This is a genomic window from Kineosporiaceae bacterium SCSIO 59966 (assembly GCA_020881835.1).
In the GTDB taxonomy this organism is placed as follows: Bacteria; Actinomycetota; Actinomycetes; order Actinomycetales; family SCSIO-59966; genus SCSIO-59966.
The window spans coordinates 959,761-973,082 of sequence record CP052876.1 but is presented as its reverse complement, the minus strand read 5'-3'; the positions used below and the strand labels follow the sequence as shown (position 1 = coordinate 973,082).

Annotated in this window: 11 protein-coding genes; 2 read left to right on the top strand and 9 right to left on the bottom strand. The window is 74.8% G+C overall.

From position 1 onward, the window contains the following. Positions 1–53 precede the first annotated feature (53 nt). From infB to rimP, 4 genes are all read right to left on the bottom strand, one after another. Positions 54–2,909 carry a translation initiation factor IF-2 gene (gene infB, locus HJG43_04645; GenBank protein UER53960.1) on the bottom strand — a complete coding sequence of 952 codons (2,856 nt, stop codon included), beginning with the start codon at positions 2,907–2,909 and terminating at the stop codon, positions 54–56. A 156-nt stretch (positions 2,910–3,065) separates the two neighbouring features. Continuing rightward, a complete protein-coding gene (locus HJG43_04640) occupies positions 3,066–3,389 on the bottom strand; it encodes a YlxR family protein (GenBank protein ID UER55708.1) in 324 nt (107 codons plus the stop codon). Positions 3,390–3,396: 7 nt separating this feature from the next. Beyond that, positions 3,397–4,401 (bottom strand): transcription termination/antitermination protein NusA, encoded by a 1,005-nt coding sequence (nusA, locus tag HJG43_04635; protein ID UER53959.1) that lies wholly within the window; start codon positions 4,399–4,401, stop codon positions 3,397–3,399. A 1-nt stretch (position 4,402) separates the two neighbouring features. Continuing rightward, complete coding sequence (gene rimP, locus HJG43_04630) at positions 4,403–4,939, bottom strand: ribosome maturation factor RimP (GenBank protein UER53958.1); 537 nt, start codon at positions 4,937–4,939, stop codon at positions 4,403–4,405. 89 nt (positions 4,940–5,028) lie between these two features. Here rimP and HJG43_04625 point away from each other — a divergent pair, with 89 nt between their 5' ends. Then, positions 5,029–6,033 carry a DUF4439 domain-containing protein gene (locus tag HJG43_04625; GenBank protein UER53957.1) on the top strand — a complete coding sequence of 335 codons (1,005 nt, stop codon included), beginning with the start codon at positions 5,029–5,031 and terminating at the stop codon, positions 6,031–6,033. Between the two features lie 14 nt (positions 6,034–6,047). Here the strand turns inward: HJG43_04625 and HJG43_04620 are convergent, their stop codons facing one another. Both HJG43_04620 and HJG43_04615 read right to left on the bottom strand, forming a co-directional pair. Further along, the gene (locus HJG43_04620; GenBank protein UER53956.1) at positions 6,048–6,830 is read right to left on the bottom strand and encodes a TSUP family transporter; all 783 of its coding nucleotides are present in this window, start codon (positions 6,828–6,830) and stop codon (positions 6,048–6,050) included. A gap of 10 nt (positions 6,831–6,840) precedes the next feature. Then, complete coding sequence (locus HJG43_04615; protein ID UER53955.1) at positions 6,841–8,604, bottom strand: proline--tRNA ligase; 1,764 nt, start codon at positions 8,602–8,604, stop codon at positions 6,841–6,843. Between the two features lie 219 nt (positions 8,605–8,823). Here HJG43_04615 and HJG43_04610 point away from each other — a divergent pair, with 219 nt between their 5' ends. Continuing rightward, positions 8,824–9,726: a DUF559 domain-containing protein gene (locus tag HJG43_04610; GenBank protein ID UER53954.1), complete on the top strand. Its 903-nt coding sequence runs from the start codon at positions 8,824–8,826 to the stop codon at positions 9,724–9,726. Positions 9,727–9,860: 134 nt separating this feature from the next. Here the strand turns inward: HJG43_04610 and HJG43_04605 are convergent, their stop codons facing one another. The 3 genes from HJG43_04605 to HJG43_04595 all read right to left on the bottom strand — a co-directional run bounded on the left by HJG43_04605 (position 9,861) and on the right by HJG43_04595 (position 13,317). Further along, entirely contained in the window at positions 9,861–10,727 is an 867-nt protein-coding gene (locus HJG43_04605; GenBank protein ID UER53953.1) for a GNAT family N-acetyltransferase, read from the bottom strand. A 1-nt stretch (position 10,728) separates the two neighbouring features. Next, entirely contained in the window at positions 10,729–11,859 is a 1,131-nt protein-coding gene (ispG, locus tag HJG43_04600; protein UER55707.1) for a flavodoxin-dependent (E)-4-hydroxy-3-methylbut-2-enyl-diphosphate synthase, read from the bottom strand. 126 nt (positions 11,860–11,985) lie between these two features. Continuing rightward, positions 11,986–13,317: an RIP metalloprotease gene (locus HJG43_04595; protein ID UER55706.1), complete on the bottom strand. Its 1,332-nt coding sequence runs from the start codon at positions 13,315–13,317 to the stop codon at positions 11,986–11,988. Positions 13,318–13,322: the final 5 nt, after the last annotated feature.

Here is a 13,322-nt window from a genome sequence, read left to right as displayed (position 1 = left end):
GCAGCGGCGCGGCAGCCGGTGGCCACCGCGCCGCTGCGACTGCCGGCCGCGTGTCAGTCGCGCGGCTTCTCGCGCATCTCGAAGGTCTCGATGACGTCGCCGACCCTGATGTCGTTGAACGACCCCAGACCGATACCGCACTCGAAACCCTCACGGACCTCGGTCGCGTCGTCCTTGAACCGGCGCAGCGACTCGATGGTGAGGTTGTCCCCGACGACCACGCCGTCCCGCAGCAACCGGGCCCGGGCGTTGCGCCGGATCACCCCGGAGCGCACGAGCGCACCGGCGATGTTGCCGAACTTGGAGGAGCGGAAGACCTCGCGGATCTCCGCGGTGCCGAGCTGCACCTCCTCGTACTCCGGCTTCAGCATGCCGCGCAGCGCGTTCTCGACGTCCTCGATCGCCTGGTAGATGACCGAGTAGAACCGCAGGTCGACGCCCTCCCGCTCGGCGAGCTCGGCGACCCGCTCCGCCGGCCGCACGTTGAAACCGATGATGACGGCGTTGTCGACGGTCGCCAGGTTGACGTCGTTCTGGGTGATCGCCCCGACGCCGCGGTGGATGATCCGCAGCTCGACCTCGTTGCCGACGTCGATCTTGAGCAGGGCGTCCTCGAGCGCCTCCACCGAGCCGGACCCGTCACCCTTGATGATCAGGTTGAGGGTCTCGACCTTGCCGGCCGCGAGCGCCTCGTTGAGGTCCTCGAGGCTGATCCGCTTACGGCGCTTGGCCAGGCTCGCGGCCCGCTGGGCGGCCTCGCGGCGCTCGGCGATCTGCCGGGCGGTGCGGTCGTCCGGGGCGACGAGGAACGTGTCGCCCGCTCCCGGGACGGCGGTGAGGCCGAGCACGAGCACCGGCCGCGAGGGACCGGCCTCCTCGATGGTCTCACCGTGCTCGTCGAGCATCGCCCGTACCCGGCCGAAGCCGTTACCGGCGACGATGGCGTCACCGACGTGCAGCGTGCCGGACTGCACGAGCACCGTGGCGACGGGACCGCGACCCTTGTCGAGGTGGGCCTCGATGGCCACCCCGCGGGCGTCCTTGTTCGGGTTCGCCCGCAGGTCGAGCTCGGCGTCCGCGGTGAGCAGCACGGCCTCGAGCAGGTCGTCGATGCCCTGGCGCTTCAGCGCGGAGATGGGCACGAACATGGTGTCGCCGCCGTACTCCTCGGCCACCAGGTTGTACTCGGTCAGCTGCTGCTTGACCTTCTCCGGGTTGGCGCCCTCCTTGTCGATCTTGTTGATCGCCACGACCACGGGGACACCGGCCGCCTGGGCGTGGTTGAGCGCCTCGATGGTCTGCGGCATCACACCGTCGTCCGCGGCCACGACGAGGATGGCGATGTCGGTCACCTGAGCGCCGCGGGCACGCATGGCGGTGAACGCCTCGTGACCGGGGGTGTCGATGAACGTCAGCGCACGGTCCTGACCCTCGTGCTCGGTGTGCACCTGGTAGGCGCCGATGGCCTGGGTGATGCCACCGGCCTCACCGGCGACCACGTCGGTGGAGCGGATGGCGTCGAGGAGCTTGGTCTTGCCGTGGTCGACGTGACCCATGACGGTCACCACCGGCGGGCGCGGCTGCAGGTCCTCGTCGTCCTCGGCCTCGAGCTCTGCCGCGAGATCGATGTCGAAGGCACCGAGGAGCTCGCGCTCCTCGTCCTCGGGAGAGACGATCCGGACGTCGTACCCGAGCTCGGAACCGAGCAGCTTGAAGGTGTCCTCGTCCAGGGACTGGGTCGCCGTCGCCATCTCACCGAGGTGGAACAGCACGGTGACCAGGCTCGCCGGGTTGGCGTCGATCCGCTCGGCGAAGTCGGTCAGCGAGGCACCCTGCCGGATCCGGACGACGGTCGAGCCGTCCCCGCGGGGGACCTGGACGCCTCCGACCGACGGCGCCTGCATGGCCTCGAACTCCTGGCGCTTCGCGCGCTTGGACTTGCGCCCTCGGACCGGCCGGCCGCCACCGCGGCCGAACGCGCCCTGGGTGCCACCGCGACCGCGACTGCCCTTGCCGAAGCCGCCGCCGACCGGGCCCCCGCCACGACCGGGAGGACCGCCAGGGGCACCCCCGGGACGGCCGCCGCCAGGACGACCCCCGCCACGCGCGGGCGCACCGGGGCGGGCGACCGAGGAGCGCCCGGGCATCATCCCGGGGTTCGGACGCGGACCGCCGGGGCGGGGCGCAGCCGGACGCGGACCACCCGGGCGAGGACCGCCGGGGCGCTCGCCCCCGGCAGCCGGCGCACCGGCACCGGGCGCCGGGCGCTGACCGGGCCGGGGCATGCCCTGGCTCGGCGCGAACGGGTTGTTCCCCGGACGCGGCGGACGCTGACCGGGCCGGGGCATCCCCTGGCTCGGCGCGAACGGGTTGTTCCCCGGGCGGGCCGGACCCGGACGACCGCTGCGGCCCTCCTCGCCGGCCGCGGGGGCCTGCGGCGTCGCCGGCTTCGGCGCGGGCTTCGGGCCCGGCCGGGCCGGTGCGTCACCGGCCGACGCGTCACCGGCCGGCGCGGACGGGGCCGCGGCGGCGGGCTGCTGTGCAGTGTCGGCAGCGGGAGCCTCGATCGGCTCTGGCCGCTCGGACTGCTGGGGCTGCTGGGACTCCTGGGGCGCCTGGGGGGCCTCGGCCGGCAGCTCGCCTGCCGGTGGCGCGCCCGCAGACGCGGACGTCCTCCCCGGCCTGGCGGACGGCTTCGCCGGCCTGGCCGACCTCGTGTCGGTGCTCGCGCCGTTCCCTGCACCGTCCGCGGCTGGAGGCATCGCCTCGCGCAGCCGGCGCACGACCGGGGCCTCCACCGTGGAGGAGGCGGAACGGACGAACTCACCGAGCTCCTGGAGCTTGGTCAGGACGACCTTGCTCTCGACTCCGAGCTCCTTGGCGAGCTCGTAGACCCGGACCTTTGCCACATCTCTCCTGTCTCGGTCCGGGCCCTGGCAGACAGGCGCGGACCGTCGTTAGTGCTGGGGGGTGCTCATCGCTGGGTGCTCATCGGGTGCCCATCAGACGCTGACCCGCTTCCGACTCGACGGCTGGTTCTCTGACGTGGTGCTCTGCTACCGGCGCTACCGGCCCTGTGTGCCCCCCGCCGTGGCGAGGTGCTCCCGCACGGCGGCGGTGTCCACCGGTCCCTGCAGGCGCAGGGCCCGGGCGAACGCCCGCCGGCGCTCGGCGAGGTCGAGGCAGTCCAGGTCCGGGTGCAGCCACGCACCCCGGCCCGGAAGCCTGCCACGTGGGTCCGGGACCAGCGCCATCTCGGTGGCAGGACCCGGTTCCGCGACGACCCGCAGCAACCGGGACCGGTCGTCCCGCACCCGGCAGCCGACGCAGGTCCGCTGGGGGGCAGCGGGGCGCGCAGACCGCCGGACGGAGCGTCCGGCCTCAGTCAGTCTAGCGTCACCCGGCACCGGGAGTGTTCCCCGACGTGCCGCCCCCAGGGGCGGTGTCCGGCCGGATGTCGATCCGCCAGCCGGTCAGCCGGGCGGCCAACCGCGCGTTCTGGCCCTCCTTGCCGATCGCCAGCGAGAGCTGGTAGTCCGGCACGACGACACGGGCGGCCCGGGCCGCGGCGTCCACGACCTCGACGGAGGACACCCGTGCCGGCGACAGGGCGTTGCCGACGAACTCCGCCGGGTCGTCGCTGTGGTCGATGATGTCGATCTTCTCGCCGTGCAGCTCGGCCATGACCGCCCGGACCCGCTGCCCCATCGGACCGATGCAGGCGCCCTTGGCGTTGACGCCGGGGACCGTGGACCGGACGGCGATCTTCGTGCGGTGCCCGGCCTCCCGGGCGACGGCGGTGATCTCGACGGTGCCGTCGGCGACCTCGGGCACCTCCAGCGCGAACAGCCGACGGACGAGGTTGGGGTGCGTGCGCGACAGGGTGATGGAGGGTCCCTTGGGTCCCTTGCGGACGGCGACGACGAGGCAGCGGATCCGCGCCCCGTGCTCGTACCGTTCGCCCGGGACCTGCTCGGCCGGCGGCAGGACGGCCTCCACCGTGCCGAGGTCGACGTGCACCACCCGGGGGTCGGGACCCTGCTGGACGACGCCCGCGACGACGTCGCCCTCCCGGCCGCGGAACTCACCGAGGACGGCCTCGTCCTCGACGTCCCGCAGCCGCTGCAGGATGACCTGGCGGGCCGTGGTCGCGGCGATCCGGCCGAAGCCGGTGGGCGTGTCGTCATACTCGCGCACGACGGCCCCCTCGTCGTCCACCTCGGCCGCCCAGACCACGACGTGACCGGTGCGCCGGTCGAGCTCGACCCGTGCGTGCCGCTGGGCCCCCTCGGTGCGGTGGTAGGCGATGAGCAGCGCCTGCTCGATCGCCCGGACGAGGACGTCGAACGGGATCTCCTTCTCGCGCTCGAGCATCCGCAGCGCGGTGAGGTCGATGTCCACCTCAGTCCTCCGCGTCGGTGTCGGAGTCAGAGTCAGTGTCGGAGTCGGTGTCGGAGTCGGTGTCACCGGGACGGTCGAACTCGACCTGCACCCGGCCGCGGCGCAGCGCGCCCCACGGCAGGTGCCGCTGCTCGCCGTCCACCTCCACGGTGACGCCGTCCGCGTCGGTACCGGTGACCCTGCCGGTCAGGTCGTCGGTCGCGGCGTCCGGCGCGGTCTCGACCCTGACCAGCCTGCCGCGGGCGCGGGACCAGTGCCGAGGCTCGGTGAGCGGACGGTCGACGCCGGGCGAGGTGACCTCCAGGACGTACGGCGAGCCGCCGAGCACGTCGGAGGCGTCGAGCGCCTCGGACACCGCCCGGGACACCTCGGCGACCGCGTCGAGGTCGAGGCTGCCCTCGGCCTCGGCGGGCAGGTCCACGACCACCCGTAGCACCCGGCGACGGCCCGCGGGTGTGAGTGTCACGTCCTCCAGGACGTGCCCGGTCCCGCCGACGACGGGCTCGAGCAGGGCGCGGACGCGGTCGGACGACGACACGGTGACCTCCCGGCGGCTCTGCAGTTGTGCGCTGCGACGGACCTGCACCGCGCACCCTAGCCGGAACCGGCGTGCGAGGATCCTCGACCATGCGTCCCTCCCCGGCCGCCGGCCCGCCGCGCCGGGCGGTTCTCGCCTCGCTGGTGGCCGGGCTCACTCTCGGTCTGACCGGGTGCGCGGACCTCTCGCGCCTGGGCGACGTCCGGCTGGACGACGACGAGACGGTCCCGCCCCCGGTGCCCGGCCCCGACGAGCTGGCCCGGAGGGCCGCGGTGGCCGACGCGCGGGTGCTGCGCGACGCCGCCGGCGCCGCCGCGGCGTCGGCCGGTGACCCGGCGCTGGCTGGGCTGCTCAAGCAGGTGGCCGACGTGCACGCCGTCCACCTCGAGGCGCTCGCCGCCCGCGAGCCCGCCCGGACGCCGACAGCCGCGCCGTCAGCCGCGCCGACGACCGCGCCACCGGTCCCGCCACCGGTCGGTGAGCTGCCGGGCCGGGAGTCCGCGGCGGCCGTCCGGGCGCTCGGCCACGTGCCGGAGGTGTCCGGGGGGATGGCCCGGTTGCTCGCCGCCGTGGGCGCGGCCCGCTCGGCCTGCGCCGACGTCGTGGCCCGGACCGCCGGGACGCCGCCCCCGGCGACACCGGCCCTCGTCACCGAGGCCACGCGCACCACCTGGTCCGAGGGCCTGGACGCCGACGCCGTCACCGCGCTGACCGCCGCGACCGAGGCCGCGCACGCCGCGGTCTACGGGTACGGCGTCGTCGCCGCCCGGCTGACCGGCGCTGCCCAGGAGGCCGCCCGCGCCGCGCTGGCCGACCACGAGGCGGCGGTGGCGCAGCTGCGTGACGTGCTCGTCGGCGCCGGCCACGAACCGCCGGTGCCCGAGGTCGCCTACGCCCTGCCGGGCCCGGCCGGCACGCCTGCGGAGCTGGTGGAGCTCGCCGCCGGGATCGAGCGGCGCCTCGCCGGCCACTACGCCCCGGTGGCGGCCGCGACCGGCAGCGTCCGGCTGCTCGGCGCGGACCTGCTCGTGGGGACCGCCGTCCGGGAGGTCCGGTGGACCGGGACGCCCACCGCCCTGCCCGGGCTGCACTGAGTACCCGCGCGGGGTCAGCCGCCGGTCACGACCTGCCAGCCGAGCCGCAGGATGAGCGCGCCGACGACGAGCAGGAACACCACCCGCACGAAGCCGCTGCCGCGGGCGACCGCCGTCCGGGCGCCGAGGTAGCCGCCGAGCAGGTTCGCCGAGCCCATGAGCAGGCCCAGCCCCCACAGCACCGCCCCCTGGGGGACGAACACGAGCAGCGCGCCCAGGTTCGTCGCGAAGTTGACGATCTTCGCCTTGGCGCTGGCCTCGAGGAAGGCGTAGCCGAGCAGCCCGACGAGGGTGAAGACGAGGAACGACCCGGTGCCCGGTCCGAGGATGCCGTCGTAGAACCCGATCGCCGCTCCGGCGGCCCCGGCTGCCAGGTGGTGGCGGCGTCCGTGCCAGCGCAGCGCGGTGGCCTCCCCGAGCGCGGGCCGGGCCAGGGTGTAGACGGCGACCGCGAGCAGGGCGACGACGATGACCGGCTGCAGCACCTGCTCGGGCAGCAGGCTGGCCGACAGCGCCCCGCCGGCCGCTCCGACCAGGGCCAGTCCGGCCATCGGCAGCGCGGTCCGCAGGTCCGGGTGGACGCGGCGGTAGTACGTGATGCTGCTCGTCGCGGTGCCGAAGATGCTGGCGACCTTGTTCGTCGCCAGGGCGTTCAGCGGGGTCATCCCGGGCACGAGCAGCAGCGCGGGGAGCTGGAGGAGCCCTCCGCCGCCGACGACGGCGTCGACCCAGCCGGCGGACAGGGCCGCGAGCAGCAGCAGGATGACGGTGCCGGCGCCGAGGTCGGTCAGCTCCACGGTGGCCGGGTCAGCCGCGGCACACGGCGACGAGGTGCGCGGCCGCGTCCGCCACCGGCACGTCGGAGCGCTCACCGGTGGCGCGGTCGGTGACCTCCACCACGCCGTCCGCCAGCCGGCGTCCGACCGTGACGACGGTCGGGACGCCGATGAGCTCGGCGTCCTTGAACTTCACCCCGGGGCTCACCCGGGGCCGGTCGTCGTGCAGGACGGTGAGGCCGGCCGCGTCGAGGTCGTCGGCGAGGGCTGCGGCGGCCTCGAGCACCGAGGCGTCCTTGCCGGCCGCGACGAGGTGGACGTCGGCCGGCGCGACGGCGCGGGGCCAGACGATGCCGAGGTCGTCGTGGCTGTTCTCGACGATCGCGGCGACGGCACGGGACACGCCGATCCCGTAGGACCCCATGGTCACCGTGACGAGCTTGCCGTTCTCGTCGAGGACCCGCAGCCCGAGGGACTCGGCGTACTTGCGGCCGAGCTGGAACACGTGGCCCATCTCGATGCCCCGGGCGGACTCCAGCGCCCCGCCGCACTGGGGGCAGGGGTCGCCGTCACGGACCTCGGCCGCCTCGATCGTGCCGTCCGCGGTGAAGTCACGGCCGGCGACGAGGCCGAGCACGTGCCGGCCGTCCTGGTCGGCGCCGGTCACCCACCGTGTGCCGTCGACGACCCGGGGGTCCAGGAGGTAGCGGACGCCGCTGGCGCGGTCGGTCCCGAGCACGCCGGGGCCGATGTAGCCCTTGCGCAGCACGGGGTTCGCCGCGAAGTCGGCCTCGGTGAACGGCTCGACGACCGCGGGCTCCACCTGTGCCGCCAGGCGCTTCTCGTCGACGTCACGGTCGCCGGGGAGGCCGACGGCGAGCGGCTCGCGCCGGCCGTCGGGGTGGACGAGGACGACGAGGACGTTCTTCAGCGTGTCGGCGGCGGTCCACGGCCGGTCCGCGCGGGGGAACCGCTCGTTGAGGTGGTCGACGAGGGTGTCGATGGTCGGCGTACCGGGGGTGTCCTCGACGTGGGCGGCGGGTGCGTCGCCGGCCGGCACCGGCTCGGGGACGGGGACCCGGACGGCCTCGACGTTCGCGGCGTAGTCGCAGCGCGTGCACCGCACGTAGGTGTCCTCGCCGTTGACGGCCGGCACGAGGAACTCCTCGCTGGCCGACCCGCCCATCGCCCCGGACATCGCGGTGACGATGACGTAGTCCATGCCGAGCCGGTCGAAGATCCGCACGTAGGCGTCGCGGTGGGCCCGGTAGGAGCGCTCGAGGCCGGCGTCGTCGACGTCGAAGGAGTAGGAGTCCTTCATGACGAACTCGCGGCCGCGCAGCAGGCCGGCACGGGGACGCGCCTCGTCCCGGTACTTGGTCTGGATCTGGTAGAGGGACAGCGGCAGGTCCTTGTACGAGGAGTACAGGTCCTTGACGAGCAGGGTGAACATCTCCTCGTGGGTGGGGCCGAGGAGGTAGTCGCCCTGCTTGCGGTCGGTGAGCCGGAACAGGTTCGGGCCGTACTCGGTCCAGCGCCCGGTGGCCTCGTAGGGCTCTCGGGGCAGCAGCGCCGGGAAGTGCACCTCCTGGGCGCCCATGGCGTCCATCTCCTCGCGGACGATCCGCTCCACGTTGCGCAGCACCCGGACGCCGAGCGGCAGCCAGCTGTAGATGCCCGGGGCCGCACGGCGGATGTAACCGGCCCGCACGAGCAGCCGGTGACTGGGCACCTCGGCGTCCGCCGGGTCCTCGCGCAGGGTGCGCAGGAACAGGGACGACATCCGCAGGATCATGGGCCGGAGCCTAGCGACGAGCCCGCCCCGCCCTGCCGCACTGCCGCCCCGCCGCCCCGCCGCCCCGCCGCCCCGGCTCCCCCGCCACCCTGCCGCCCCGCCGCCCTGCACCTGCCCGGCCCGGCTCGGGTGATCGCCACGCCAGGAGGAGTTCCGCGCTGCCGGCCCCGAACCGCGGCGCGCGCTCCGCGGTTCCACCTCCTGCGGTGGCGATCGCCTGTGGACGACGAGCGCGGGGACCCTGCGGCGCGCGGCACGCTCAGCCGGGTGCGGACGGGCCTGACCCCCGAGATGGTGGTGCGCCGGCACGGCGGCACGGCGACGTGGACGCAGCTGGCGGAGCACGTGACCCAGCACGCGCTGCGCTCGGCGCTGCAGGCCGGGCTCGTGCTGCGCGCGGCGCGCGGCGTGTACGCCCTGCCCGAGCTGCCCACCGCCCGAGAGGTGGCGGCGCGGTGCGGCGGGGTGGTGAGCCACCTGTCCGCCGCCGAGCAGCACCGGCTGCCGCTGCTGCTGCCGCCCGAGACCGCGTCCGTCACGGTGCCGCCCAACGCCCACCCCCCGCCCCGGTCGGACGTCGTGTACCGCTGGCGGTCGCTGGCCCCCGCCGACGTCGAGCGGCGCGCAGCGGTGACGACCCCGCTGCGGACGGTGCTGGACTGTGCTGCCGACCTCGACCGGCTGGAGGCTCTTGCGGTGGCCGACGGGGCGCTGCGGCTCGGGCTCGTCCACCGGGAGGACCTCCTGGCGGCGGCCGTTCGCCGACGTCGGGGCCGGCGCGCCGCCTGCTGGGTCGCCGAGCACGCCGACGGCCGGGCGGCCAACCCGTTCGAGTCGGCCCTGCGCGGGCTCGCGCTGAGCGCCGGCTGCACGGGCTTCGAGCCGCAGGTCCGCATCGACGCGGGGCGCCCGGCCCGGGTGGACCTCGCCGACCGGCGGCGACGCGTCGTGCTCGAGGCGGACTCCTTCGAGTGGCACGGCGACCGCAGGGCGCTGCGCCGGGACGCCCGCCGCTACGACGAGCTGGTGCGCGCCGGGTGGACGGTGCGGCGGTTCGCCTGGGAGGACGTCATGCTCGACCAGGAGTGGGTGATCGGGGTGCTGCGCGACGTCGCGGGCTGATCGCCAGGTGGGGAGGAGTCGGAGCCCGCCAGGGCGTGCGCGAGGCCGCTGCGGGCTGCGACTCCTCCCCCGGTGGCGATCACCGCCGGGGTCCTCAGAACAGGGCCGGGGTCCTCAGAACAGGGCCGGGGGCCTCAGAACAGGACGGTGGCGAAGCGCCCGACGTGCTGCATCCCCACCCGTTCGTAGGCGGCGACGGCTCGCCGGTTGAACGAGTTGACGTAGAGGCTGACGACGGTGTCCCGGCCGGCCCAGGTGAACCGCTCCCTGGTGAGCGCGACGACCGCGGCCATCCCCGGTGCGGCGAGCCCGCGACCGCGCAGCGCCGGGTGCACCCACACGCCCTGGACCTGGACGACGCCGGGGGCGACCGCGCCGAGCTCGGCCTTGAACACGACCCGCCGGCGGCCGTCCACCTCGTCGATGCGGGCGAACGAGCGACCGAGCCGGACGAGCTCGGCGACCCGGCGCCGGTAGGTCGCGCCGCCGTCCCCGGTCTCCGGGGAGTACCCGACCTCCTCGGTGAACATCGCCACGCAGGCCGGGTACAGCAGGTCGAGGTCGGCCTCGGTGGTCGCCCGGACGGCGGGGTCCGGCGCGACCAGCGGGTCGGCGGCGATGGCGAGCAGCGGCTGGTCGGGCCGGACGTCGCGCGCCGGCCCCCACGCGGGCTCGAGCCGGTCCCACAGCGCGAGCACGCCCTCGGCCGGGCCGACCAGCGAGGAGCACCGGCGACCCTGGCGCCGCGCGCGAGCGGCGAACGCGTCGACCGCGACGTCGTCGACCCCGACCGGGACGAGGTTGGCGCCCGCCCAGCACGCGGCCCGCAGCCGACCCCGCCGCCAGTACCCCCACAGCTCCCCGCCGAGCCGGCGCGGGTCGCAGCCGACGGCGGCGACCCGGGAGGACACGAACACGTTGGCGACGGGGTCCTGCTCGCACAGCTCCAGGACGGCGCCGGCGGCGGCGTCGTCCAGCACCGTCACGGGCTGGCGCAGCACCTCAGCCGACGCTCACGGAGGGCGTGCCCTCGACGTCCTCGCCCATCTCCTCGGCGATCCGCATGGCCTCCTCGATGAGCGTCTCGACGATCTGCGACTCGGGCACCGTCTTGATGACCTCGCCCTTGACGAAGATCTGGCCCTTGCCGTTGCCGGAGGCGACGCCCAGGTCGGCCTCGCGGGCCTCGCCGGGCCCGTTGACGACGCACCCCATGACGGCGACGCGGAGCGGCACCTCCATCCCCTCGAGCCCGGCGGTGACCTCCTCGGCGAGCTTGTACACGTCCACCTGAGCGCGGCCGCAGGACGGGCAGGAGACGATCTCCAGACGGCGCGGGCGCAGGTTGAGCGACTCGAGGATCTGCAGCCCGACCTTGACCTCCTCCACCGGGGGTGCGGACAGCGACACCCGGATCGTGTCACCGATGCCCTTGCTGAGCAGCGCCCCGAACGCGACCGCGGACTTGATCGTCCCCTGGAACGCCGGGCCCGCCTCGGTGACACCGAGGTGCAGCGGCCAGTCCCCCCGCTCGGCCAGCATCTCGTAGGCGCGGACCATGACCACCGGGTCGTTGTGCTTGACGGAGATCTTGAAGTCGTGGAAGTCGTGCTCCTCGAACAGCGACGCCTCCCACACCGCGGACTCCACGAGCGCCTCGGCGGTCGGCCTGCCGTACTTGTCGAGCAGCCGCTTGTCGAGCGACCCGGCGTTGACGCCGATCCGGATGGAGGTGCCGTGGTCCTTGGCCGCCTGGGCGATCTCCTTGACCTGGTCGTCGAACTTGCGGATGTTGCCCGGGTTGACCCGGACGCCCGCGCACCCGGCCTCGATCGCGGCGAACACGTACTTCGGCTGGAAGTGGATGTCGGCGATGACCGGGATCTGGGACTTGCCGGCGATGGCTGGCAGCGCGTCCGCGTCGTCCTGGCTGGGGCAGGCGACCCGGACGATGTCGCAGCCGGCGGCCGTGAGCTCGGCGATCTGCTGCAGGGTCGCGTTGACGTCCGCGGTGGGCGTCGTCGTCATCGACTGGACGCTGATCGGCGCGTCGCCGCCGACCTCGACCGACCCCACCCGGATCGTGCGGCTGCGACGTCGGGGGGCGAGCACCGGCGGTGGCAGGGCCGGCATGCCGAGCCCTACCGGGGTGCCGGGGGCAGCGGGGCGTCCGGGGGTCGGCGTGCTGGCAGGACTCGACATGGCTCCAGTATCCGCGATCAGGGCAGCCTGGGCCGCCCGGCCCGTGGGCAGGACATCTCAGCCCCCGAGGGTGACCGGTCGGACGACGTCCGCGTACAGCAGCAGGCCGGACATCCCGACGAGGACGATGGCGACCGCGTAGGTCAGCGGCAGCAGCCGGGCGATGTCGACCGGGCCGGGGTCGGGCCGCCCGCGGAGCCGGGCCAGCTGGCGGCGGGCACCCTCCCACAGGGCGCCGGCCACGTGCCCGCCGTCCAGCGGCATGAGCGGCAGCAGGTTGAACACGAACAGCGCGACGTTGAGCGACCCGAGCAGCGAGAGCATCACCGCCACCCGTTCCTGGGTGCTGGCGAGCAGGTCGCTGGTGGCGACCTCACCGGAGAGCCGACCGACCCCGACGACGCCGATCGGCCCCTGCGGGTCGCGCTCGGCGTCCCCGAAGGCGGCCTCGGCGACGTCGACCATCCGGGCCGGCAGGTCGATGATGATGGCGGCGGTCTGGACGACGGCGTCGCCGACGACGGCCGGCACCTCGGTGACCGGCTGGGGGACGAGCTCCTGGCTGGGAGACACCCCGAGGAAGCCGACCTGCTCGAGCACCGGCTCACCGTCGGCGTCCAGGACCGGCTCGCCGGCCGCGTCCAGGGCGGGCCGGTCGTCGGCGATGATCGGGGCGGACAGCTCGAGGCGCTGCCCGTCGCGCTCGACGACGACGGGGACCGTGCGCCCGGCGGCTCCGCGGATGGCCTCCTGCACCGAGCGCCAGTCCGGGGTGGGGCGGCCGTCGACGGCGAGGATGACGTCGCCGGCCCGGATGCCGGCCTCGGCGGCCGGGGCGGCCGGGTCCCCGGGCCCGCAGGTCTGGTCCGCCCGGGTCACCGGGACGACGCACTCCGAGACCGCGGACACGGTCGGGGTGAGGGTGGGCAGACCGATGCCGACGACGGTGGCCCCGAGGAAGACGACGGCCAGCACGAGGTTCATCACCGGGCCACCCAGCATGATCACCAAGCGCTTGGCGACCGGGAGCCGGTAGAAGACCCGGTCCTCGTCACCGGGCTCGATCTCCTCGGCGCTGGCCCGCCGCGCCTCGTCGGCGAGGGACTGGAAGGGGCCGGTGGACGAGGCCCGCAGGTGGCGGTCGTCCGAGCCGGGCGCCGGGGGGAACATGCCGATCATCCGGATGTAGCCGCCGAGCGGGACCCACTTGACGCCGTACTCGGTCTCCCCGCGCCGGCGCGCCCACAGGGTGGGCCCGAACCCGACCATGTACTGGGTGACCTTGACCCCGAAGCGTTTGGCCGGCACCAGGTGCCCGATCTCGTGCAGGGCGATGGACAGCGCGAGCCCCACGACGACGACGAGCACGCCGACGGTGTAGGCGACCACCTCGG